The 24197-nt window shown below is 71.2% G+C and carries 21 protein-coding genes; 18 read left to right on the top strand and 3 right to left on the bottom strand.

Annotated features, from left to right (window positions below):
• Positions 1 to 41 precede the first annotated feature (41 nt).
• Together pknB and DEJ24_RS05530 are read right to left on the bottom strand one after the other, a co-directional pair.
• Entirely contained in the window at positions 42 to 2081 is a 2040-nt protein-coding gene (gene pknB / locus DEJ24_RS05535) for a Stk1 family PASTA domain-containing Ser/Thr kinase (RefSeq protein WP_111077739.1), read from the bottom strand.
• Between the two features lie 104 nt (positions 2082 to 2185).
• The gene (locus tag DEJ24_RS05530; RefSeq protein WP_258374598.1) at positions 2186 to 3424 is read right to left on the bottom strand and encodes a LysM peptidoglycan-binding domain-containing protein; all 1239 of its coding nucleotides are present in this window, start codon (positions 3422 to 3424) and stop codon (positions 2186 to 2188) included.
• A 255-nt stretch (positions 3425 to 3679) separates the two neighbouring features.
• On the opposite strand from DEJ24_RS05530, the gene DEJ24_RS05525 reads away from it, so the two are divergent.
• On the top strand, positions 3680 to 4036 hold the full coding sequence (locus DEJ24_RS05525; protein ID WP_258374599.1) for an Rv2175c family DNA-binding protein: 357 nt from the start codon (positions 3680 to 3682) through the stop codon (positions 4034 to 4036).
• A 100-nt stretch (positions 4037 to 4136) separates the two neighbouring features.
• On the opposite strand, the gene DEJ24_RS05520 is transcribed toward DEJ24_RS05525, so the two are convergent.
• A complete protein-coding gene (locus DEJ24_RS05520; protein WP_111077643.1) occupies positions 4137 to 5255 on the bottom strand; it encodes a polyprenyl synthetase family protein in 1119 nt (372 codons plus the stop codon).
• Positions 5256 to 5339: 84 nt separating this feature from the next.
• On the opposite strand from DEJ24_RS05520, the gene DEJ24_RS05515 reads away from it, so the two are divergent.
• The 17 genes from DEJ24_RS05515 (at position 5340) to DEJ24_RS05435 (ending at position 24127) form a co-directional block, all read left to right on the top strand.
• A complete protein-coding gene (locus DEJ24_RS05515) occupies positions 5340 to 5744 on the top strand; it encodes a DUF3040 domain-containing protein (protein ID WP_111077642.1) in 405 nt (134 codons plus the stop codon).
• A gap of 344 nt (positions 5745 to 6088) precedes the next feature.
• Positions 6089 to 6520: a division/cell wall cluster transcriptional repressor MraZ gene (gene mraZ / locus DEJ24_RS05510; protein WP_110903088.1), complete on the top strand. Its 432-nt coding sequence runs from the start codon at positions 6089 to 6091 to the stop codon at positions 6518 to 6520.
• 104 nt (positions 6521 to 6624) lie between these two features.
• On the top strand, positions 6625 to 7578 hold the full coding sequence (gene rsmH, locus DEJ24_RS05505; protein ID WP_111077641.1) for a 16S rRNA (cytosine(1402)-N(4))-methyltransferase RsmH: 954 nt from the start codon (positions 6625 to 6627) through the stop codon (positions 7576 to 7578).
• A gap of 1 nt (position 7579) precedes the next feature.
• A complete protein-coding gene (locus DEJ24_RS16800; RefSeq protein WP_181436529.1) occupies positions 7580 to 8305 on the top strand; it encodes a hypothetical protein in 726 nt (241 codons plus the stop codon).
• 34 nt (positions 8306 to 8339) lie between these two features.
• Complete coding sequence (locus DEJ24_RS05495; RefSeq protein ID WP_111077639.1) at positions 8340 to 10109, top strand: penicillin-binding protein 2; 1770 nt, start codon at positions 8340 to 8342, stop codon at positions 10107 to 10109.
• A gap of 35 nt (positions 10110 to 10144) precedes the next feature.
• Positions 10145 to 11767 carry a Mur ligase family protein gene (locus DEJ24_RS05490; RefSeq protein ID WP_111077737.1) on the top strand — a complete coding sequence of 541 codons (1623 nt, stop codon included), beginning with the start codon at positions 10145 to 10147 and terminating at the stop codon, positions 11765 to 11767.
• A complete protein-coding gene (gene murF / locus DEJ24_RS05485) occupies positions 11764 to 13230 on the top strand; it encodes a UDP-N-acetylmuramoyl-tripeptide--D-alanyl-D-alanine ligase (RefSeq protein ID WP_111077638.1) in 1467 nt (488 codons plus the stop codon). Before DEJ24_RS05490 ends, murF begins: the two co-directional genes overlap by 4 nt.
• Entirely contained in the window at positions 13227 to 14330 is a 1104-nt protein-coding gene (mraY, locus tag DEJ24_RS05480; protein WP_110903093.1) for a phospho-N-acetylmuramoyl-pentapeptide-transferase, read from the top strand. Before murF ends, mraY begins: the two co-directional genes overlap by 4 nt.
• The gene (gene murD, locus DEJ24_RS05475; protein WP_111077637.1) at positions 14327 to 15856 is read left to right on the top strand and encodes a UDP-N-acetylmuramoyl-L-alanine--D-glutamate ligase; all 1530 of its coding nucleotides are present in this window, start codon (positions 14327 to 14329) and stop codon (positions 15854 to 15856) included. The genes mraY and murD overlap by 4 nt, the downstream gene beginning before the upstream one ends.
• Positions 15819 to 17138, top strand: a complete 1320-nt coding sequence (gene ftsW / locus DEJ24_RS05470; protein ID WP_111077636.1) for a putative lipid II flippase FtsW — start codon at positions 15819 to 15821, stop codon at positions 17136 to 17138. The genes murD and ftsW overlap by 38 nt, the downstream gene beginning before the upstream one ends.
• Positions 17135 to 18247, top strand: coding sequence for an undecaprenyldiphospho-muramoylpentapeptide beta-N-acetylglucosaminyltransferase (murG, locus tag DEJ24_RS05465; RefSeq protein ID WP_111077635.1), 1113 nt, complete (start codon positions 17135 to 17137; stop codon positions 18245 to 18247). Before ftsW ends, murG begins: the two co-directional genes overlap by 4 nt.
• On the top strand, positions 18244 to 19674 hold the full coding sequence (gene murC, locus DEJ24_RS05460; protein WP_111077634.1) for a UDP-N-acetylmuramate--L-alanine ligase: 1431 nt from the start codon (positions 18244 to 18246) through the stop codon (positions 19672 to 19674). The genes murG and murC overlap by 4 nt, the downstream gene beginning before the upstream one ends.
• The gene (locus tag DEJ24_RS05455) at positions 19671 to 20948 is read left to right on the top strand and encodes an FtsQ-type POTRA domain-containing protein (protein ID WP_111077633.1); all 1278 of its coding nucleotides are present in this window, start codon (positions 19671 to 19673) and stop codon (positions 20946 to 20948) included. The genes murC and DEJ24_RS05455 overlap by 4 nt, the downstream gene beginning before the upstream one ends.
• Before the next feature lie 177 nt (positions 20949 to 21125).
• Complete coding sequence (gene ftsZ, locus DEJ24_RS05450) at positions 21126 to 22292, top strand: cell division protein FtsZ (RefSeq protein WP_110903099.1); 1167 nt, start codon at positions 21126 to 21128, stop codon at positions 22290 to 22292.
• A gap of 91 nt (positions 22293 to 22383) precedes the next feature.
• On the top strand, positions 22384 to 23085 hold the full coding sequence (locus tag DEJ24_RS05445; RefSeq protein WP_111077632.1) for a YggS family pyridoxal phosphate-dependent enzyme: 702 nt from the start codon (positions 22384 to 22386) through the stop codon (positions 23083 to 23085).
• A gap of 42 nt (positions 23086 to 23127) precedes the next feature.
• A complete protein-coding gene (locus DEJ24_RS05440; RefSeq protein ID WP_111077631.1) occupies positions 23128 to 23712 on the top strand; it encodes a cell division protein SepF in 585 nt (194 codons plus the stop codon).
• Positions 23713 to 23830: 118 nt separating this feature from the next.
• The gene (locus DEJ24_RS05435; protein ID WP_258374600.1) at positions 23831 to 24127 is read left to right on the top strand and encodes a YggT family protein; all 297 of its coding nucleotides are present in this window, start codon (positions 23831 to 23833) and stop codon (positions 24125 to 24127) included.
• Positions 24128 to 24197 lie beyond the last annotated feature (70 nt).

The following is a 24197-nucleotide window of genomic DNA, read 5'->3' as shown; positions in this document are numbered from 1 at the left end:
GGGCCTCCCGTCCGTCGTCGGGCCGCGACGCGCAGCGGGCCCTACTGGTCGTAGGAGAGGGCGATCGTGTCGCCCTTGTGGACCGTGGCCCCGGCGCCCGGGTTCGTGGACCTGACCGGCAGCTTGCTCTTCCAGTCGTAGAACCCGCAGAGGATGTTCGTGCAGTCCGGGTAGCTGACCTTCAGCCCGAGCGCCTGCAGGGTCGCGGTGACCTCGTCGATGGTCTTCCCCTCGAGGTGCATCGGCATCTCGATCGGTGCGGGCCCCTTCGACACGACGACGTCGATGGCCGTGCCCTTGACGACGGGGTCGTCGGCGGGGGCGGCGGAGACGACCTGGCCGGCCGGTGCCGTCTCACTGAACTGCTGGGTCTGGCTGCCGAGCACCAGGCCGACGCCCTGCAGCGTGCCGGTCGCGTCGGCGACGGTCTCGCCGGTGACGTCCGGGACCGCGCCGAGCGAGACGGTGAGCGTGACCGGGCCGCGCTCCGGGTACTGCTCGACGGTGGTGAGGTCGACCGCGCCCGAGCTGTCGCGTCCGGTCGCGGCGATCACGGTGTCGGCGGGGACGTCGGCGGAGAACCGGTACTGCGGGTCCTGGAGGTCGAAGTCGTCGTCGAGCGCCGCGCGGGCGGTGGAGACGGACTGCCCGACGATCGTCGGCAGGCTGATCATCCGCGGACCGCTCGACACGACGATGCGGATGGCGGTGCCCTTCCGGACCTCGCGCTCGGCGGGCGGCTGGGTCGCGGTGACCAGGCCGGCGGCGACCTGCAGGTCGGGACGGCTCGTGGTGGCCTCGGCGGCACGGAGACCGTTCGACACGAGCGCCTGGCGGACCTGCGAGACCGTCTTGCCCGCGACGGCGGGGATCCGGACGTTGCCGCCCGGTCCGGGGCCGTACCAGGCGGCGATCCCGGCGCCGACGACGGCCAGGACGATCACGATGACCAGTGCGATCCAGCCGCGCTTCCGCCGCTTGGCGGACTTGTCGGCCAGGCGCTGCCCGGCCGGCGACAGGGTCGCGGTCACCGCGCCGGTGCGTCGCGGCCCGGGTGTGTTGCGGTTGCGGAGGCGCGACGGCGTCTCCTGCGTGCCCCGACGGTCCAGGACCGTGGTGTCGTGCTCGCTGGCGTCCTCGACGTCGTCCCCGAAGGCCGCGGCTCCGGGACTGCCTCCGGACGGGAGGATCGCGGTCGCGTTCTCGGGGCGGAGCACGGCGGTCCGGTACTGCCCGGTCGCGCGCTGCTGTGCGCCGGCCATGTGGTCGAGCATCTCGCGGGCGTCGAGGGGACGGTCTCGCGGGTCCCGGGCGGTGGCCCACAGGACGAGGTCGTCGAGCTCGGCGGGGACACCCGGCCGTGCCGCACTCGGCGCGGGGACCGTGTCGTTCGCGTGCTGGTACGCGATCTGCATCGGCTGCTCGCCCTTGTAGGGCTGCTCACCGGTGAGCATCTCGTAGAGCATGATGCCGAGCGCGTAGATGTCGCTGCGCGAGTCGGCGGCGCCGCGGGTGACGAGCTCGGGGGAGAGGTACGCGATCGTGCCGAGCAGTGCGGCGCCGGTCGCGGTGTTCGCGGTGGTGGCCCGGGCCAGCCCGAAGTCGCCGAGCTTGATGCGCCCGTCGTCGGCGAGCAGGACGTTCTCCGGCTTGAGGTCGCGGTGCACGATGCCGGCGCGGTGGGCCGAAGCCAGGCCGGCGAGCACGGCGCGGAGGATGTCCGTCGCCTGCTCGGGCGTCAGTGCGCGGTGTTCGTGCAGCAGGTCCCGGAGCGTGATGCCCGGGATGTACTCCATGACGATGTAGACGCAGTCGTCCTCGGCGCCCTGGTCGTAGACGCCGACGAGGTTCGGGTGGGACAGGCGGGCGGCGGAGCGGGCCTCCTGGATGAAGCGCTCACGGAACGCCTGGTCGTCCGCCAGGTGCCCGTGCATGATCTTCACCGCGACCCGGCGCTCCAGCCGGACGTCGGTCGCCAGGTACACGGTCGCCATGCCGCCGCGCGCGATGCGGGAGCGGACGCGGTACCGCTGATCGATCATGCGACCGATCATCGGGTCCCTGGCAGCGTTCGTGGTCATCTGCGGCATTCTACGAATCCGGACGGGGAGGACCGGCACCGGCGCACCGGTCGTTACACGATCTCGACCGGAGGGATGACCCGGCGCTGCGGACCGACCGGAGGTCAGAGCGAGCGGAGCCAGGCGTGGGCCGACTGCTCCCACTGGGCGTAGGCCTTCGGGTACGCGGACCGCTGGACGGCCTGCGCCGCCTCGGTCACGCTCATCGACGACCAGCCCGGGATGTCGAGCAGACCGGCGGTGACGCCGGGGTTCGGGTTGCGCGAGCCGCCGAAGAAGAGCTCGGACGCGTACACGGTGTCCTGGAGCTGGCCCGGCGTGCCCCAGCCCTGGCTCGGACGCTGCTGGAACAGGCCGACGGAGTCCCGGTCGCCGTGTGCGAGGTTCCGGAGGTTCGACTCCTGCATCGCGGTGGCCAGCGCGATGACGAGGCCCCGGTCCGAGACGCCGAGTGAGCGGCCGACGCGGACGATCGTGGCGGCGTTGGTGCGCTGCTCCGTGGAGAGCGACGGGCCGCTCGAGGGCAGGACGAGCGTGCTGCCGGCGTAGATCGTGCTCGTGTAGGTCAGGCCGTTCGCCGCGAGGAGCGACGCGACCGAGACCCCGTGCGTGGTGGCGACCGAGACGATGGTGTCGCCGTTGCCGATGGTGACCGAGCCAGCGCGACGCACGGTGGCGGTCGTGGTGGGCGCGGCACTGGGTGCCGACGGCCCGGCGGTCGTGGCGGTCTTCGTGGCACTCGACCGTCCGGCCGGCACGCGCAGGGACTGACCGGGGTAGATCACGCTGCGCTGCGAGAGCTCGTTGGCGGTGAGGAGCGCGGCGGTCGAGACGCCGACCTTCGCCGCGATGCCGGAGACGGTGTCGCCCTGCTTGACGTGGTAGCTCGCGGTCGTGGCGGTCGACGTGACCGCTCCGCCGACCGGGGTCGAGGCGAGCCGGAGGGTCTGTCCGGCGTGGATGATCGTGTTCCAGCCGAGGCCGTTGCGGACCAGGATCTCCTGCGCCGACAGGCCGTACCGTGCGGCGATGCCGGAGACGGTGTCCCCCTGGCGCACGGTGTAGGTCGTGGGGGCCGCGGAGCGCGTGGCGGCGACGGTGGTGACCACCGGCTTCTGCTGGCGGGCGACCGCGGTGGCGAAGACCGGCCCGGAGCCGAGGTCCCGGTCCTCGTCGACGTGCCGGCGACCGGACTCGTCGTCGTGGCGCTGCTCGAGGTGGGCGATCGGTCCGGTCAGTCCGGCGGTCACCGCGATCGTGCCGGCGAGGACGATCGGCATCGTCGCGAAGCGCGACGAACGGAGGCGTCGGGCTGCCTCGTCGGGGGTCGTGTCCCTGTCCACGGTCGTTCTCCTGTCTGGCGCACGTCGTCGGTACGGGGTTGGTCTGTCGGCCGTGTGCGCACACACGGCGCACTCAGGTGACCACACGCTGACATGCTGTGATTCCCAAGTCAACCAGAGCGCCGGAAGTTGTGCTCGTGACTCATGTGACTTCTGTGACTGGTGTGACTCGATCGAGCCGGATCGGGCGTGCTCGACGGGCTCGCGCCCCCCGGGTGCTGCGCGGGTCCGCCCGGCTCTGGCACGATGGGACCCGTGAGTGCTGCCCTTCCCGGAGACGACGCCCTGTCCGAACGCTGGCTGACCGTGCCCGACCTGGTCGAGCTGCTGGGGGTGAGCCCCGGCCGCGTCCATCGCCTGTTCGAGGAGCGGACCCTGCTGCCCGCCCGCGTGGACGGCGTCCTGCGCGTCCCGAGCGAGTTCCTCGACGACACCGAACCGCTGCCCTCGCTGCGCGGCACCCTGATCGTCCTCGGCGACAACGGGCTCACCGACGACGAGGCCGTCCGGTGGATGCTCACCGAGGACGACGCGATGGGGACGACGCCGATCGCCGCGCTCCGTGCGAACCGCAAGGCCGAGGTGCGGCGCGCCGCGCAGTCGCTGCTGTAGCACCGGCCGACGCGACCGACCGACGGACGGGAGGCCCGACACCAGCTGGTGTCGGGCCTCCCGTCTGTACGGGGTCGCGCCGGATCAAGGTCGAGCCGGATCAGGCGGAGCGGCGGCTGACCGTGTCCGCGAGCGAGGCGAGCTGTTCGCGGGCCGACGGGGTCAGCGGCGACGCGTCGAGCGCGGCCTTCGCCCGCTGGACGTGCCGCTCGATCGAGCGTTCGACCGCACTGACCGCGCCGGAGTCGGTGAGGGTCGCGCGGAGCATCTGCACCTGGTCGTCGTCGAGGTCCGGGTCGCCGAGCAGCTCGTCGAGCAGCTGGCGGGCACCGACCGGGAGGGACTTGCGGGCGGTCGCGACGAGCACGGTGCGCTTGCCCTCGCGGAGGTCGTCGCCGGCGGGCTTGCCCGTGACCTCGGGGTCTCCGAACACGCCGAGCATGTCGTCTCGCAGCTGGTACGCCACGCCGAGGGGGAGTCCGAACGACCGGAGGCCGTCGAGCTGGCTCTCGCTGGCGCCCGCGATGAGCGCGCCGATGAGCAGCGGTGCCTCGACCGAGTACTTCGCGGACTTGAAGACGATCACCCGCTGCGCCCGGACGAGCTGTTCGGCGTCGTCGACCGTCGGCCAGGCGGTCTCCTCGTGGATGTCGAGGTACTGACCCGCGGTCACCTCGAGCCGCATCGTGTGGAACTCCTGGCGGACGATCCGCGCGCGCACCGGGTCGAGCAGCGCGAGGGCCTCGTCGAAGAGGGAGTCGCTGAGCGAGAGCAGCATGTCGCCGAGGAGCAGTGCGGCGTTCGTGCCGTAGAGCGCGCGGTCGCCCACCCAGCCGGAGTCGGCGTGCTGCGACTCGAAACGGCGGTGCGCTGCCGGACGCCCGCGACGGGTGTCCGAACGGTCCATGATGTCGTCGTGCACCAGGGCTGCGGCGTGGAAGACCTCGAGTGCGGCGGCGGCGGTGACGATCGCCTCGGCCGTGGTCTGTCGGGCGCCTTCCGACAGTGGGTCGAACGAGCCCGAACGGCCCGCCACGGACTGCCAACCCCAGTAGCAGAACAGCGCCCGGAACCGTTTGCCGCCGGACAGCAGGTCACGGGCGAACGTGTCGAAGGAGACCAGGTCGGGACTGATCGCCGCGAGGCGGTCGCGCTGCTCGTCGAGAGCCCGATCGATCCGCGCCGAGACGAGGTCCACTAATCGCGTACTCTCAGCCACGGTCCTTACCTTAGTGGGTGGTCCGGTCGTAAGATCGATCCACCCCTTCCACCGCGTCGATCCCAGGAACCAGAGGGAACCAAGATGCCACTCTCGGAGCAAGAGCAGCGCCTCCTCGAAGAGATGGAGCGGAGCCTCTACCAGAACGACTCCGACTTCGTGGCGCGCGTCACCCGCCGCCAGGGCCGTCCGACGTACACCGCGATCACGATCGGTGTCCTGATCGGTCTCGTCGGCGTCGGTGTGATCGTCCTCGGGCTCGTCATCAAGCAGCCCCTGATCGGTGTGCTCGGTTTCGTCGTGATGCTGGCCGGGGTGCTCTTCGCCCTCCGCCCGGGTGGTCGGACCCCGACGGCCCGTCCGGCGCGTGCCGCGTCGGCGTCCGCGCGCTCCGCCCGGACCGGAGCACGACCGGCTCGCGGATCCTCCGGCGGCTCCTTCATCGACCGGATGAACGAGCGCTGGGACAAGCGCAACCAGCAGGACTAGTTCCTCCACATTCCTCCACGGGGTCGGCCTTCCCAGGCCGGCCCCGTTTTTTCGTGCCCGGCGCGGACCTTCCTGACTGCACGACACCGGTGTCCGGGTTCGGCGCCGCCGCATGACGCGGCGTGATGGACGAACACCGGTGTTCTGCGCGCCCGGATCCCTCCACTGCGCTCCACTCGGACGGGAGGCCCGTGGTTGCGCGGATCGAGCGGCATCTGTCGGTCCGTGAGTGCCCCCAGAAGGGGTGCCGGAGGCTGAGAGTGGTGCGCTGGAGCAGCGAAGTGGAGGGAAGTGGAGTACCGTGGGGCGAGACGAAGACCGGTGGAGCTGAGGGGAGGCCCCGAGTGCTGCTCGGTACCCATGCCCCGAAGCTCGACGAGAAGGGTCGCGTGATCCTGCCCGCCAAGTTCCGGGACGAACTCTCCGGCGGTCTCGTCATGACCCGTGGCCAGGAACGGTGCGTGGTCGTCTTCAGCGCCAGGACCTTCGAGGAACTCCACGAACGGATCCGCCAGGCGCCGATGACGTCGAAGCGGACCCGTGACTACATGCGCTTGTTCCTCTCCGGAGCGAGCGCCGAACAGCCCGACAAGCAGAACCGCGTCACGATCCCGCAGAACCTCCGCGAGTACGCGGGGCTCGAGCGGGACCTGACGGTCATCGGCAGCGGTGACCGCGCCGAGATCTGGTCGACCAGTGCGTGGGAGGCCTACTACGCGGAGACCGAAGAGGCCTTCGCCGAGAACGACGAGGAGGTGATCCCGGGGATCTTCTGATCCGTGGATCGAGACTCCCAGCCGTCCGCCCTGACACACCTTCCCCGGTGTCAGGTCGCATGGATGGGGATCCGGACCCACGGCCCAGGAGTCCAGGGGCGCACATGGCAGCACCGGAGAAGTTCCCGCACACCCCCGTGATGCTCGAGCGGATCGTCGACCTCTTCACGCCGACGCTCGACGGCCCGGGCAAGGTCGTCGTCGACGCGACGCTCGGCATGGGCGGGCACTCGGCGGGCCTGCTCGAGCGCTTTCCGGAGCTCACGCTCGTCGGGCTCGACCGCGACACGGACGCCCTCGGCATCGCGGGGGAGCGGCTCGCCCGCTTCGGCGACCGCGTGCACCTCGTGCACACCGTGTACGACGAACTGCCGGAGGCGCTCGACGGCCTCGGCATCGACGCGGTCGACGGTGTGCTCTTCGACCTCGGCGTCTCGTCGCTGCAGCTCGACCGTGCCGAGCGCGGCTTCGCCTACAGCCAGGACGCCCCGCTCGACATGCGCATGGACCGGACGCAGGGCATCACCGCCGCCGAGGTCCTCGCCGACTACGACGAGCGCGAACTGCGCCGGATCTTCCAGCGCTACGGCGAGGAGAAGCTCGCCGGCCGGTACGCGAAGGCGATCGTCGAACGCCGGGCCGAGCAGCCGTTCACGATGTCCGGCGACCTCGTCCAGGTGCTCCACGACGCCACCCCGGTCGCGATCCAGCGGCAGGGGCACCCGGCCAAGCGGGTGTTCCAGGCGCTCCGGATCGAGGTCAACACCGAACTCAGCGTCCTCGAGCGGGCGATCCCCGCCGCGCTCGACCGCATCCGGGTCGGCGGCCGCCTGGTCGTCGAGTCGTACCAGTCGCTCGAGGACCGCATCGTGAAGCGCGCCCTCGTCGAACGGACCACCTCCAGCGCCCCGGCGGACCTGCCGGTGGAGCTCCCCGAGCACGCACCGACCTTCGCCCTGGTCGTCAAGGGCGCCGAGCAGGCCGACGAGGCCGAGCGCGCCGCCAACCCCCGAGCTACCCCCGTGCGCCTGCGCGCGGCCGAGCGGATCCGGAAGTGACATGAGCACGAACCTCGCACTCGTCGACCCTGCCGTCGCCCCGTCGCGCGCGCCGCGTCCGGACCACGGCCGACCCGAGCGGAAGCGCCCGGAGCTCGTCGAGGTCACCCCGACCAGGGCGCAGCGCCGTGCCCGACCGCGGGTGGCCTACGCCATCGTCGCGATCGCCGCGCTCGGGCTGCTGCTCCTGGCCCAGCTCGGCATCAGCATGGGGCTCAGCCAGGGCGCCTACACGCTCAGCTCGTTGAAGACCGAGCAGACCGGACTCACGCGGACCCAGGCGTCCCTGTCCGAGGGGCTCAAGGTGCTCGAGTCGCCACAGAACCTGGCCCGCAACGCGCAGGCCCTCGGCATGATCGCGAACTCGACGCCGGTGTACCTCGACCCGAAGACCGGCACCGTCTACGGCACGCCGACGCCGGCGACACCGGAAGAGGCGACCGGCAACACCGCGAACCAGGTCCCGAACTCCCTGCTCGGCGACGTCCCGCTCGCCGCGAAGCCGGGCGACACCGCGACGAGCAAGGAGAACAGCACGGCTGCTCCGGCCGCCGGTGCGCCGGCCGCCGGTGCGCCGGCCTCCGCCGCACCGGCCTCCGCCGCACCGGCCGCGACGGCACCTGCCGACACTGGGAAGGCCGGGGCATCCAGCGCGTCGGACCAGGGTTCGACGAAGTCCTCCGTAGAGTCCGACGCGAACCAGCTCCAGGCACCCACGACCCGGTGACCGAGGGCTCAGCACCACCCCGGGAAGGCCGCTCGTGACGAAGACGCTCCGCAACCGACGACTGCGCTACAGCGTCGTGATGATCGCCGTGATCGCGCTCGTCGCGGTGTTCGTGGTCCGACTGGTCGACATCCAGGTGGTCCAGGCCGACGAGCTGTCGAAGGCCGCCGAGTCGAAGCGCAGCATCCCGGTGACGCTCTACGGCACCCGCGGCACGATCGTCGACCGTGACGGCACGGCCCTGGCCGAGAGCGTGGTCCGGTACAACATCACGACGTCGCCGCGACTGGTGAAGCCCTTCGACGGCAAGCTCGGCGGGACCCGCGTCAAGGAGATCTCGGTCGACCAGGCGCTCAGCGCGATCGCGAAGGCCTCCGGCGGCGACGTCGCCGCGATGCAGGCGAACATCGCCGCCGACCCGAAGTCCGACTTCGCGTACCTGGTCAAGGGGATCGACGTCGCGCACTACGAGGCCGTCCGCGCCCTGCAGGTGCCGTGGCTCTACCCGGAGCAGCAGGCCGCACGGTCCTACCCCACCGGCGCAGCCACCGGCAACGTGACGGGCTTCATGGGGACCGACGGTGCCCAGGCCGGCCTCGAGTTGGCGTACCAGAAGTGCCTTGCCGGGACGAACGGCTCCGAGACGTACGAGCGCGGTGAGGACGGCGTGCAGCTGCCCGGCAGCACCGTGACCCAGAAGCGCGCGAAGGACGGCGGCACGCTCGTCACCACGATCGACAGCGACCTGCAGTACATGGCGTCGCAGGACATCGCCGACGCCGCGCAGCAGCTCAGGGCCGAGTCCGCCACCGCCACCGTGGTGAACGCCAAGACCGGCGAGGTCCTGGCCGTCGCGGACTACCCGACGGTCGACCCGAACGACGTCGACGCGACGAAGGACCCGGGCGCCTACGGCTCCCGAGCCCTGACCGCCGCCTACGAGCCCGGTTCGACGATCAAGGCCGCGATCGCCGCCGCCCTCATCGACAAGGGGCTGGCGAGCCCGACGACCCAGGCCGTCGTGCCGTACTCCCGGACGTTCCCCTGGGGCGGCACCATCCACGACTCCGAGCTCCACCCCACCGAGAACCTCACGCTCACCGGCATCCTCCGGGACTCCTCGAACGTCGGCATCACGGAACTCGGCTCGAAGCTGACGACACAGCAGCGGTACGACGTGATGCGCGAGTTCGGCCTGTTCGAGCCCGAGCCGGCGATCGACTACCCGGGCCAGCCCACCATGAACTACGGCGCGAGCCCGCAGTGGGACAAGCAGACCGACATCAACTCGATGTTCGGCCAGGGCATCTCGACCACGGCCATGCAGGTCTCGAGCATCTACCAGACCCTCGCGAACCAGGGTGTGCGGATCCCGCTGCACATGGTGAAGGGCTGCCAGACCGAGGACGGCACGACCATCGACGCGCCCGACGTGCAGGGCAAGCGTGTCGTGTCGGCCGCCGCCGCGACCCAGACGGTCGACATGCTGCAGAGCGTGGTGACCGGCGGCACCCTCGTCGGCATGAAGCCGATCTCCGGCTACAACATCGCCGCGAAGACCGGAACGGCCGAGGTCGCCGACGGAGCGAAGGGCTACGGCGCGGATCGCATCATCTCGGTGGCCGGAATGGCCCCCGCCGAAGACCCCCAGTATGTTGTCACGGTGACGTTCACGAAGCCGCAGGCCACCAAGTGGTCGAGCGGAGCGGCTCCGGCGTTCCGCACACTCATGTCCCAGGTGCTCGAGAAGTACCGAGTCGCCCCCTCCACGACACAGGCACGGACCTACCCGTCGACCTGGTAGGCCGACCCGTCCACGTGGTGAGGAAGAAGGAGCACTTGTCAGCACGGATCCCCCCGGTCCTCCGGCCCGAACACCCGACCCCGCGGCCGGTCGCCGAACTCGCGAACGCCTTCGGGCTCCGGGTCGTCGGGTCGCTCGACGGCGTCGAGACGACCGGCGTCACCCTCAGCGCCGCCGAGGTGCAGCCCGGTGACCTGTTCGTCGGCGTCCACGGTGCGAACCGCCACGGCGCCGAGTTCGCCGCCGACGCCGCCGAGCGCGGTGCGGTCGCCGTGCTGACCGATGCCGACGGCGTGGCGGTCGCCGAGCCGTCCGGCCTGCCGGTCCTGGTCGTCGACGACCCCCGGGCAGCGCTCGGTGACGTCTCCGCGTGGGTGTACCGAACGAACCCGGACGAGGCCGAGCTGCCGCAGCTCTTCGCCGTCACCGGGACGAACGGCAAGACCAGCACCTCGTACATCCTCGAAGGCGTCCTCAAGCAGCTCGGCCTGGTCACCGGCCTGAGCTCGACCGCCGAGCGCCACATCGGTTCGCTCAGCGTCACCAGTCGGCTCACCACGCCCGAGGCCAGCGAGATGCACGCCCTCCTCGCCCGGATGCGCGAGAGCGAGGTCCGCGCCGTCGCCGTCGAGGTCAGCGCCCAGGCCCTCAGCCGGCACCGCGTCGACGGCATCGTCTTCGACGTCGTGGCCTTCACGAACCTCAGCCACGACCACCTCGACGACTACGCCGACATGGAGGAGTACTTCCAGGCGAAGCTGCCGCTGTTCCAGCCGGAGCACGGCCGCCGCGGTGTCGTCTCGCTCGACACCGACTGGGGTCAGCGCGTCGTCCAGGACAGCCGGATCCCGGTGACCACCATCACCGTGCACCCCGAGGTCGAGGCCGAGTGGCACGTCGACATCGTCGAGGCCCACGCCGCCTACACCGAGTTCCGCCTGACCGGACCGGAGGGCCGCGAGCTCACCACCCGCGTCCCCCTGATCGGCTGGCACATGGCGGCCAACGCCGCCCTCGCCATCGTCATGCTCGTCGAGGGCGGGTTCGAGCTCGGGGCCATCGCGCACGCGCTCGAGACGAACCACCGCACCTACGCCGACGAGCGGGACGGCACCGTCGTCAGCGCCATCGAGTGCTACCTGCCCGGTCGCACCGAGCGCGTCTCCGGCAACTCCGGCCCGAGCGTCTACGTCGACTTCGGGCACAGCCCGGACGCCTTCCTCAACACCCTCGCCGCGGTCCGCCAGTTCACGCCCGGCAAGGTCGTCATGCTGTTCGGCGCCGACGGTGACCGCGACACGACGAAGCGCGCGGACATGGCCCGGGTGGCCGCCGAGGGGTCGGACATCCTCGTCGTCACCGACCACCACCCGCGGTTCGAGGACGCCGCGTCGATCCGGAAGACCCTGGTGGACGCAGCCCGCGACGCGTACCCGGAGCACGAGATCCACGAGGTGAGCCCGCCCGAGGCCGCCATCCGTGCCGCGGTCGCGCTGGTCGGCGAGGGGGACTCGATCCTCTGGGCCGGCCCCGGCCACCAGGACTACCGCGACATCCAGGGCGTCCGGACGCCGTACTCGGCACGTGACGAAGCCCGCGCCGCACTCCGCGAAGCCGGCTGGGAACCGAACTCCGGCCCGGCGGAGGACGCCCGATGATCGCGCTGACCCTCGCCGAGATCGCCGCCGCGGTCGACGGCGAACTCGTCCGCGGTGCCGCTGACTCCATCGTCGACGGCTCGGTGGAGACGGACTCGCGGCTCGTCGCCCCCGGCAGCGTCTTCTTCGCCCTGCTCGGTGAGGAGACCGACGGACACCGTTTCGTGCCGGCCGCCGCCGCCGCAGGTGCCGCTCTGGTGGTCACCGAGCGTGCCGTCGACCTGCCCGCCGACTCCGCCACCGCACAGATCGTCGTCGCCGACGGGTACGCCGCACTGGCCGCCCTGGCGCACGAGGTCGTTGCACGCGTCCGCGCCGGCGGGTCACTCCGAGTGGTCGGCATCACCGGCTCGAACGGCAAGACGAGCACGAAGAACATGCTCCGCACGATCCTGTCCCGCGCCGGCGAGACCGTCGCGCCGGAGGGCTCGTTCAACAACCACGTCGGTGCCCCGATCTCGATGCTCCGCATCACGACGGGCACCCGGTTCCTGGTCGTCGAGATGGGCGCGAGCGGCATCGGCCACATCGCGAAGCTCGTCCGCATCGCCGAGCCCGACGTCGGTGTCGTGCTGAAGGTCGGTCTCGCCCACGCCGGCGAGTTCGGCGGGATCGAGGCCACGGAGCGCGCGAAGTCCGAGATGGTCACCGACCTCCCGGCCACCGCGACCGCACTCCTCAACGTCGACGACGACCGCGTGGCGCGGATGCGCGGGCGCACCGACGCCCGGGTGGTCGGCTTCGGCACGTCCGCCGCGGCGGACTACCGCATCAGCGGGGTCACCACGGACCGCGAGGGCACCCGTTTCACGCTCACCGCGCCTCCCGTCGGTGACGCCGCACCGACACCCGACGACCTGACGGGAGGCCCGTCCGACGTCCTCGAGACCGTCGACGTCCGCCTCGCCATCCTCGGGGAGCACCACGCGATGAACGCGGCCGCCGCCCTGACGGTGGCGCACCTCTGGGGTGTGCCGCTCGCCGACGGTGCCGAGGCCCTCGCGTCGATGACGCGTGCCGAGCGCTGGCGCATGGAGCTGCTGCAGGGCCCGGACGGGGTCACGGTGATCAACGACGCCTACAACGCCTCACCCGACTCGACAGCCGCCGCACTGCGGACGCTCGCGCAGGTCGTCCGACCGGGGGAGCGCACCGTCGCCGTCCTCGGCGAGATGGCCGAGCTCGGGGAGTTCTCGGTGGAGGAGCACGACACGATCGGTCGACTCGTCGTCCGGCTCGGCATCGGACAGCTCGTGGTCGTCGGCCGCGGTGCGATGCCCATCCACCAGGCCGCCACCCTCGAGGGATCGTGGGACGGCGAGTCCGTGTTCATCGAGGACGTCGACGACGCCGTCCGTGCCCTCCAGGAACTCGTGCGTCCGGGTGACGTCGTCCTGGTCAAGTCCTCGAAGTCGGCCGGGCTGCGGTTCCTCGGCGACCGCCTCGGAGGTGTCCCCGAATGATCGCGCTCCTCGTCGCCGGCGCTGTGTCGCTGGTGTTCACACTGCTGCTCACGCCGCTGTTCATCAAGCTGTTCCACCGACTCGGGTGGGGGCAGTTCATCCGTGACGACGGTCCGCAGTCGCACCACACCAAGCGCGGCACCGCCACCATGGGCGGCATCGTCCTGATCCTCGGCGCGGTGCTCGGCTACTTCGTCGGACACCTGGTCGGTCGGGACCCGCTGACGCTGTCCGGGCTGCTCGTCCTGTTCCTCATGGTCGGGCTCGGCGTCGTCGGCTTCGTCGACGACTTCCTCAAGGTCCGACGCCAGCGGAGCCTCGGGCTCGGCGGCTGGGCGAAGGTCCTCGGGCAGGTCATCGTCGGTGTGGTCTTCGCCACCATCGCCCTCGTCGTGCCGGCCGACAGCGGCAAGCCGCCGGCGTCGACCATGATCTCGGCGATCCGGGACGTCCCGTGGCTCGACTTCATGGCGCTCGGCACGGTCATCGGCACGATCCTGTTCCTGGCGTGGATCGTGCTGCTCACGGTGTCGACCTCGAACGGCGTCAACGTCGCCGACGGGCTCGACGGCCTGGCGACCGGGTCGAGCATCCTGGCGATCGGGTCCTACGTCATCATCGGGTTCTGGCAGTCGAACCAGATCTGTGGCGGCGCCCGGATCGACGAGAGCACGAAGCACGCGTGCTACACCGTCACGGATCCGCTCGACCTGGCGGTCGTCGCGGCCGCGGTCTGCGGCGGCCTGATCGGCTTCCTCTGGTACAACACGTCGCCGGCGCAGATCTTCCTCGGCGACACCGGCTCCCTCGGGCTCGGCGGCGCGCTGGCCGGTCTGGCGATCCTCAGCCGTACCGAGCTGCTGCTCATCCTGATCGGCGGCCTGTTCTTCATCGTCACCGGTTCGGTCATCCTGCAGCGGGCGTACTTCAAGATCACGCACGGCAAGCGCATCTTCCGGATGAGCCCCCTGCACCACCACTTCGAGCTCAAGGGCTGGGCCGAGGTCACCGTCGTCGTCCGGTTCTGGATCATCGCGGGGCTCTGCGTCGCGGCCGGGGTCGGACTGTTCTACCTGGAATGGATCGCACGAGTCCAATGAGCGAACGCCTGAACGGTCTCGACAGCTGGCACTCCGAGGGCTGGAAGGGGCTGCGGGTCGCCGTGCTCGGCCTCGGCGCCACCGGGTTCTCGGTGGCGGACACCCTCGCCGAACTCGGCAGCGACGTCGTCGTCTACTCGACCGACGCCCCCGCCGACAGCGTCGAGCTGCTGGACGTCATCGGTGCGCGCTTCGTGCAGACGCCGCTCGACACGGTGCCCGCGGAACTCGTCGAGCAGGCACCCGACCTGGTCGTCGTGTCGCCGGGCCTGCCGCCGCACAACGCCACCGTCGTCTGGGCACACGAGCACGGCGCGGTCTGGGGCGACATCGAGCTCGCCTGGCGCGTCCGCGACAAGGTGGTGAAGGGCCCGGTCGCCGCTCCGTGGGTGACGATCACCGGGACGAACGGCAAGACCACCACCACGCAGCTGACCACGGCGATGTTCGCCGCCACCGGACTGCGTGCCGTCGCCTGCGGCAACATCGGAGTCCCGGTGCTCGACGTGGTGCGCGACCCGGAGGGTTTCGACGTCCTGGTGGTCGAGCTGTCCAGCCACCAGCTGCACTCGATGGCGTCCGAGGGGCCGGGTGCCGTCGTGCCCCTCGCCTCGGCGTGCCTCAACATCGCCGACGACCACCTGGAGTGGCACGGGTCCGCCGAGGCCTACCGCGCGGCGAAGGCGAAGGTCTACGAGCGGACCGTCCTGGCGTGCGTCTACAACACCGCCGACGACGTCACCCGCCGCATGGTGGAGGACGCTGACGTCGTCGAGGGCTGCCGTGCGGTCGGCTTCTCGCTCGGCGTGCCGGCCCCCGGCGACGTCGGGGTCGTCGAGGACGTGCTCTGCGACCGTGCCTTCGGCGAGGACCGCCGGAACAGCGCGCTGGAGCTCGCGACCGTCGCGGACCTCGAGACCGCCGGGCTCGACAGCCCGCACATGACCGCCAACGTGCTGGCCGCCGCGGCACTCGCCCGGGCCGGGTCCGTCCCGCCGAGCGCGATCCGTTCCGCCGTGCAGGCCTTCCGCGCGGACCACCACCGCACCGAGTCGGTCGCCAGTGCCGACGGCATCACCTGGGTCGACGACTCGAAGGCGACGAACCCACACGCGGCCACCGCCTCGCTGTCGGCGTTCGACTCCGTGGTGTGGATCGTCGGCGGGCTCTTCAAGGGCGTCGACATCGACGGCCTGGTGGAGCGCTTCGGGCCCGGGGTCCGTGGCGTCGTCGTGATCGGCACCGACCGGGCCCCCGTCCTGGAGGCATTCGCACGACACGCGCCGACGGTCCCGGTGCTGCAGGTGGAAGCGCTGGACACTGAACAGGTCATGCCCGAGGCGGTCCGGCATGCCGCATCGGTCGCGAGGCCGGGCGACACGGTCCTCCTCGCCCCGGCCGCCGCGTCCTTCGACCAGTTCGGTTCCTACGCCGACCGGGGCGAACGTTTCGCGGCAGCGGTCCACGAGCACCTGGGAGGCGACGCCGATGGCGACACCGACGGATCTGCCGGCGAACGGCCGTAGTGCCCGGGCCCGTGCCGGCGCAGCGGGAGCCGCAGCCGGCGCCCGCGTGAGTTCCGGGGTGGACGGTGCCCGCCGTCGCTCGAACGGCGCGGTCGTGGCCGTCAAGAACGTCTTCGTGGCCGAGTCCACGACGTTCTACATGATCCTCGGCGTCACGCTCTTCCTCGTCGTCTTCGGCGTCGTGATGGTCCTGTCGTCGTCGAGCGTGGAGGAGTACCGGTACAAGCACGGCTTCTTCGGCGCCTTCGCGAAGCAGGGCCTGTACGCGCTCATCGGCGTGCCGTTGATGCTCGTGGTCAGCCGGCTCTCCGCCGAGTTCTGGCGCCGCTGGGCGATGCGCATCCTCGGTGTCGGGCTCGTCCTGCAGCTGCTGGTGTTCAGCCCGATCGGCATCTCGGTCCAGGGCAACCGGAACTGGATCGGCATCGGCGGGTTCACCGCCCAGCCGTCCGAGATCCTCAAGCTCGCCCTGGTGCTCGGCATCGGCGCGGTGCTGTTCCGCAAGCGCGAGAAGCTGCACGACTGGCGTGAGGTCTTCATCCCCGTCGGGCTCGCGACCGCCGTCTCGATCGGGCTCGTCCTGGTCGGCGGCGACCAGGGCACGGCCATGATCATGATGATCCTGGTCTTCGGCAGCCTGTTCGTCGGTGGTGTCCGCCTGCGGCACCTCGCGGTGGGGGTCGTGGCGATCGCGGTCATGCTGCCGGTCGTGACCATGGCCTCCAGCTCGCGGCAGTCCCGCATCAGCGCGTGGCTCTCCGGCTGCACCGACTCGAACCAGGCGCAGGACCTCTGCTGGCAGCCCGTCCACGGCATGTGGGCGCTGGCGTCCGGCGGGGTGTTCGGCGTCGGTCTCGGCAACTCGAAGCTCAAGTGGTCGTGGCTGCCCGAGGCGGACAACGACTACATCTTCGCGATCGTCGGTGAGGAGCTCGGGCTGATCGGCGCGGTCGTCGTGCTGGCCCTGTTCGTCGTCCTGGCGATCGGGATGATCCGGGTCATCCGCCTGTCGCCGGATCCCTTCGTCCGCACCGTCACCGGCGGCGTCCTCGCCTGGGTGATCGGGCAGGCGCTCGTCAACATCGCGGTCGTGCTGGGGCTCCTGCCGGTGCTCGGTGTGCCGCTCCCACTCATCTCAGCCGGTGGATCGGCGCTCATCATGACGCTCGTCGCCATCGGGGTCGTGCTGTCCTTCGCCCGTGACCTGCCCAGCCGCTCCGGTGGCAGTGTGCGCGGCACCACCGTCCCGGAACCCGGGACACGGAACGGAGCCCTGCGGTGAGCCGCTTCCTCTTCGCCGGCGGCGGGACCGCCGGACACGTGAACCCGCTGCTCGCGGTCGCCGACCGACTGACCCAGCGGTCCCCGGAGGACGAGGTCCTGGTCCTCGGCACCGCCGAGGGGCTCGAGTCCCGGCTCGTCCCGATGCGCGGGTACGAACTCGTGACGATCCCGCGCCTGCCGTTCCCGCGGAAGGTGAACGGTGCCGCGCTGCGGTTCCCGGGCGCCTTCTGGTCGGCGGTGCGGCGCACCGAACAGATCATCCGCGAGCGCGAGATCGCCGTCGTGCTCGGCGTCGGTGGGTACGCGGCGGCGCCGGCGTACGTCGCGGCGAAGCGGACCGGCACGCCGATCGTCGTGCACGAGCAGAACGCCAAGCCGGGGCTGGCGAACCGGATGGCCGCCGTCCTGACGAGCCACGTCGGTGTGACCTTCTCGAACACCAGGCTGCCGCACTCCCGGGTCGTCGGCATGCCCCTGCGCCGGGAGATCGAGCGGCTCGACCGTCGCGCCGAGCGTGCGGCGGGCTTCGCCGAGTTCGGCCTCGACCCGGACCGCCCGGTGCTGCTCGTCACGGGTGGCTCGTCGGGCGCGCGGAGCATCAACCGCACCGTCAACCAGGCTGCGGCGACGATCCTCGGCGCGGGCTGGCAGATCCTGCACGTCGTCGGTGCCGCGTCGGACATCGGCCCGAGCGACCTGGACGGGTACCACGTGCTGCCGTACTGCGACCGGATGGACCTGGCGTACGCCGCGGCGGACTTCGTCGTCTCGCGCTCCGGTGCCGGCATGGTCTGCGAGCTCACCGCGGTCGGACTGCCGAGCGTCCTGGTGCCGTACCCGGTCGGCAACGGCGAGCAGCGGCACAACGCCCGCGACGTGGTCGCCGCCGGGGGAGCGGTGCTCGTGGCCGACCAGGAATTCACGCCGGACTGGATCACGTTGCAGCTGCTGACGATCCTGGAGGACCGTGCCGGCATCGCGGACATGGCCGTCCGCTCCGGCAGTGTCGGACACCGCGACGGAGCCGACCGGATGACGGAACTCGTCCTCAGCGCCGCCCGCACCAGCAGTCGACGCCGCACCAGCAGCACCACGGAGGAAGCATGACCATCAAGCCGGACCTCACCCAGCCGATCCCCGACGACCTGGGCACGGTGCACTTCGTCGGCATCGGCGGGTCCGGCATGAGCGGCATCGCGCGGATGTTCCTGGCCGCCGGACACCGCGTCACCGGCAGCGATTCGCGGGAGACCGCGACGACCGGCCGGATGCGCGAGCTCGGTGCCGAGGTCCGGATCGGTCATGACGCGTCGAACGTGGGTGACGCGGACACGATCGTCGTCACCAGTGCCCTCTGGCCGGACAACCCCGAGCTCCTCGAGGCGCAGCGTCGTGGACTGCCGGTGCTGCACCGCTCGCAGGCCCTGGCCGCGCTGATCTCCGAGCACCGCCTGGTCGCGGTCGCCGGTGCACACGGCAAGACGACCTCGACCGGGATGATCGTGACCGCGCTCGTCGAGCTGGGCCTGGAACCGAGCTTCGTCAACGGGGGCGTCATCCAGTCGCTCGGCACGAGTTCGGCACCGGGCAGCAGCGAGCTGTTCGTCGTCGAGGCGGACGAGTCCGACGGCTCGTTCCTGCTCTACGACGTCGCGATCGCGCTCATCACGAACGTCGACCCCGACCACCTGGACCACTACGGCAGCGAGCAGGCCTTCATCGACGCGTTCGTCGAGTTCGCCGCGAAGGCCCGCGAGCGTGTCGTCGTGTCGAGTGACGACGCCGGCGCGGTCCGCGTCACCGAGGGCATCCGTGCCCGTCCCGATGCTCCGGAGATCGTCACCTTCGGCGAGGCCGAGGGCGCCGACGTCCGCATCGAGCGGGTCACCGAGGGGGCCGGGGTGACGGTCGACCTCCGCTGGGACGGCGCGAGCCACCACATCGCCCTCCGTGTGCCCGGTCGGCACAACGCCGTCAACGCGGTCGGCGCCTTCGCGGTGCTCGTCGGGCTCGGTGTCGAGCCGGCCGACGCGGTCCGTGGCATCGAGGCCTTCGGTGGCACCGAGCGGCGGTTCGAGCTGCACGGCGTCGAGCGCGGCGTCTCGGTGTACGACGACTACGCCCACCACCCGACCGAGGTCGCCGCGGCCCTGCACGCCGCCCGCGACGTGGTCGGCGAGGGCCGGATCATCGCGATCCACCAGCCGCACCTGTACTCGCGGACGCGGCTGATGGCAGCCGACTTCGCGAAGGTCTACGAGGACCTGGCGGACCACACGGTGGTGCTCGACGTCTACGGTGCGCGTGAGGACCCGGAGCCCGGCGTCACCGGCGCCCTGGTGCAGGAGCGCTTCGCCGACCAGGCCCGAGTCGACTACCTGCCCGACTGGGCCGAGGCCTCGGCCCGTGCGGCTGCGGTCGCCCGGGAGGGCGACATCATCATGACCCTGAGCTGCGGTGACGTGTACCGGATCATCCCGCAGGTCCTCACGGCCCTGCAGACCTCCGACGACGCCGGAGCCGCAGGCCGGTGAAGCGCCCCGAGGGCTTCGACGACCGGGGCGGGGCCGACGAGCGGTCCACCGGCCCGGACGGTCGTGACGGCGCGGCCGGGGGCGGACGTCCGGCTCGCGGCGGCGGCTTCCGGTCAGCGCTGAGCGGTGCCCGGGAGGCCCGGCGTGCCTCGCGCACACCGGTTCCCCGCGACGACGTGGCCGCGTCCACCCCCGCGTCTGACGTCCCCGATCGGCTCGACGCGCTGCTGCCGGACCTCCCGGAGGTCGACCTGACGGAGGACGACCACACGCTGGACGACCGCCTGACCGCGCCGGTGCCGCTGGACCGACGCCTGACCGGTGACGAGCCGACCCGTGTCGGCGCGCCGGGTGCCGCCGCGACGGATGCCGACGTGACGGAGCCGGGTCGTCCCTCCCGTCCGGGTGCCGGTACCCGCACCGACGTGATCGACGCCCCGGTGTCCACCCACGTGCCGCACGAGACGCCGATCGGTGCCCGCGTCCGCGCTGCCGAGACCGCCCGCGAGGCCCGTGTCGCCCGCAAGCGTCGCCGACTGCTCGAGCGCGCCGAGGTCCGTCGGTTCACCCGCCGCTCCCGGCACCGTCGCGCGGCGTGGATCACGGCGGGCGGTGTCGTCGTCGTCCTCGTGGTGTCGATCCTCGTCGCGGTGTTCTCGCCGTTGATGGCGTTGCAGACCATCGAGGTGAAGGGCACCGACCGGGTCGACGCCGCGCAGGTCCGTGCGGCGCTGTCGGGTCAGATCGGCACGCCGCTCGCCCGCATCGACCTCGACGAGGTGCAGCAGCGGATCGCGGGCTTCCCGCTGATCGAGAGCTACGTGACCGAGGAGGAGCCGCCGCACACCCTCGTCGTCACGGTCACCGAGCGGACCCCGGTCGTCGCGGTGCAGTCCGGGAAGACGTTCGACCTGGTCGACCCGGCCGGCATCGTCGTGCAGTCGACGACGAAGCGGCCGGACGGCATGCCCGTGGCCGACATCGGCCGGGCGGCGCTCGGCAGCACGGTGTTCCGCACGATGACCGAGGTCGTGCTGGCGATGCCCGCCAGCGTGCGCGACCAGGTGTCCGGCATCGCAGCGTCGACCTCGGACGACGTGACGCTGACGATGAGCGACGGGTCGAGCGTGGTGTGGGGGAGCCCGGACGAGTCCGCGGCGAAGGCGACGCTCCTGGCCGCCCTGGTGCAGGACCACGCAGCACGGGACAAGGGCTCGAAGGTCGAGTACGACGTGTCCGCACCGGACAACGGGATCATCCGCCCGCAGGGGTGACCGCGCGCTGAGCGGACGCTGCGGCGACACGATCTGCGCCGCGATCGGCGACACGCGGCGTGGCGGGTCGTCAGCAGCAGGACGGCACCCGTAGCGTCGGGGCCAGCACCATTCGTAGCAGCTAGAACTCTGAACTTCAAGCACAGGTTGAGGGTTTTGACCGGAGGCCGGACAGACGTGACCACGAACCACAACTACCTCGCCGTCATCAAGGTGGTCGGTGTCGGCGGCGGCGGTGTCAACGCCGTCAACCGCATGATCGAGCTCGGACTCCGCGGGGTCGAGTTCATCGCCATCAACACCGACGCGCAGGCGCTGCTCCTCAGCGACGCCGACGTGAAGCTCGACGTGGGTCGCGAGATCACTCGCGGCCTCGGAGCCGGCGCAGATCCCGAGGTGGGCCGACGCGCCGCCGAGGACCACGCCGAGGAGATCGAGGAAGCCCTCGCCGGCGCCGACATGGTCTTCGTCACCGCCGGTGAAGGTGGCGGCACCGGGACCGGTGGTGCCCCGGTCGTCGCGCGCATCGCGAAGTCGATCGGTGCCCTGACCATCGGCGTCGTCACGAAGCCGTTCGGCTTCGAGGGCAAGCGTCGTCAGTCGCAGGCCGAGAACGGCGTCGCGAGCCTCAAGGACGAGGTCGACACGCTCATCGTCGTGCCGAACGACCGTCTGCTCGAGATCTCCGACCGCGGCATCTCCATGGTCGAGGCCTTCGCCACGGCCGACCAGGTGCTCCTGGCCGGTGTCCAGGGCATCACGGACCTCATCACGACGCCGGGCCTGATCAACCTCGACTTCGCCGACGTGAAGAGCGTCATGCAGGGTGCCGGCTCGGCGCTCATGGGCATCGGCTCCTCGAGGGGTGCCGACCGCGCGATCAAGGCGGCCGAACTCGCCGTCGCGTCGCCGCTGCTCGAAGCCTCGATCGACGGTGCGCACGGCGTGCTGCTCTCGATCCAGGGCGGCTCGAACCTCGGCATCTTCGAGATCAACGACGCGGCCCGCCTGGTGCAGGAAGCCGTGCACCCCGAAGCGAACATCATCTTCGGTGCGGTCATCGACGACACCCTGGGCGACGAGGTGCGCGTCACCGTCATCGCCGCGGGCTTCGACGGTGGCGAGCCGTCGCAGCAGCAGCACCAGGAACGTCGCTCGAGCTACGTCGACCCGGATGCCGGTGCCACCGTGCCCGTCACCACCGGCTCGTCCAACCGCATCGAGGACTCCGGGCACTCGACCCCATCCTGGGCGTCACAGGAGCACGAGCCGCCGGCGCAGCGCGCCGCCGACCCGGCCTTCGACGACGACGACGAGCTCGACGTCCCCGACTTCCTGAAGTGAGTCGGTCCCACGTGAGCACGATCGCATCGTGACCGCTGGGGACCAGAGCGAGCCGAGCCTCCAATCCGACAACGGACTGGAGGCTCGGCCTGTGTCCGCAGCGTCCGACACCGGACTGGAGGCCCGGCTCGCGTCCGTCCGGGAGGGCATCGCCGACGCGGCTCGTGCCGCGGACCGCTCCGTCGACGAGCTGACGCTCGTCGTCGTCACGAAGTACCACCCGGCTGCCCTGGTCCGACAGCTCGCCGCGCTCGGCGTCACCGACGTGGGGGAGAACCGCCACCAGGAGGCGCAGGTGAAGGCCGCGGAACTCGAGGACCTCGGCCTGACCTGGCACTTCGTCGGACAGCTGCAGTCGAAGAAGGCACGGCAGGCCCGCCGGTACGCCCAGGTCGTGCAGTCCCTCGACCGGGCGAGCGTGGTCGACGCCTTCGCCCCGACCGAGGCCGAGCCGGACCCCCGCGTCCTCGACGGCTTCGTGCAGGTGAACCTCACCGACGACCCCGGTCGTGGCGGGGTCGCGCCGGACGACGTCGACGCCCTGGCCGAGCGTGTCCTCGCCACCGGGACCCTGCGCCTCCGGGGCGTCATGGCGGTCGCGCCGCTCGACGAGGAGCCCCGCGCGGCCTTCGCCCGGCTCCGCGCGATCTCGGAGCGCGTGCGCCTGCTCGAGCCCGCGGCGACGGACATCTCGGCCGGCATGAGCGGCGACTACGCCGACGCGATCGCCGAGGGCGCGACACACCTGCGGATCAGGACCGCAATCACCGGGAATCGCCCCGCCGCACCATAGCCTCGTCGCAGGGCAACAACGAGCACGACCCCCGGAGGAACCATGGCCAACCCGCTGAAGAAGACGATGGTCTACCTCGGCCTCGCCGACGAGGAACTCGACTACGAGGACGAGCAGCAGGCCGCGCCCACGCAGGCGCGCCAGCAGGCTCCGGCCCCGGCAGCGCAGCAGGAGGCCCCGGCCGCCGCGACGCCCGCTGCCGCTCCGGCCGCCGCCGCTCCCGCAGCTGCCGCCCCGGCCGCCGCACCCGCGAAGCCCCAGCACACCTCCCAGCGCGGCGCGCAGGTCACCCCGCTCCGCCGCTCGCACACGACCGCACAGAAGGCGACCCCGGTCCAGGAAATGAACGAGATCCTCACCGTCCACCCGCGCGAGTACAAGGACGCCCAGTCCATCGCCGAGAGCTTCCGTGACGGCATCCCCGTCATCATCAACCTCTCGCAGATGACCGAGGGTGATGCCCGCCGGATGATCGACTTCGCCAGCGGCCTGTCGCTCGGCCTCTACGGCAAGATCGAGCGCGTCACGAACAAGGTCTTCCTGCTCTCGCCTGCGCACATCGCAGTGAGCGGTGAGCCTGCTGAGGTAGAGTCCGACATCGAGGCGAACTTCTTCGCCCAGTCCTGAGCCGCCCGCGCGGTACGGGTGCCCGACCGGCTCCCGGACGACCGCTCGGCACCCAGGCCCACCCGCCCCGTGACCGGTGCCGCCCGGCCCCGGTCACACGAGACGAGCGAGCCGAACCGTGTTCATCTTCACGATCCTCTCCTTACTCCTCACGCTGTACTTCTTCGTGATGTGGGGGCGTTTCATCCTCGACATCGTGCAGTCGTTCAACCGCTCATGGCGGCCGCAGCGCGCGCTGCTGGTCGTGGCGGAGTTCGTCTACACGGTCACCGACCCGCCCATCAAAGCGGTACGTCGTGTCCTCCCGCCGCTCCGGCTCGGACCCGTCGCACTCGACTTCGGATGGACGATCGTCATGCTCGTCGTGATCATCCTGCGGGTCGTCGTGCAGTCCCTGGCACTCCGCTTCATCTGATCCCGACCCCGTCGAGGGGTCCGACCGGCAGGGTCGCGACACGCGCCACGCGGGCAGCCGACACGGTTCG

Origin of the sequence: Curtobacterium sp. MCPF17_001 (assembly GCF_003234615.1) — a bacterium.
Lineage (GTDB): Bacteria > Actinomycetota > Actinomycetes > Actinomycetales > Microbacteriaceae > Curtobacterium.
Note: the sequence above shows the minus strand (reverse complement) of the source record. Positions and strands in the feature narration are given on the sequence as shown.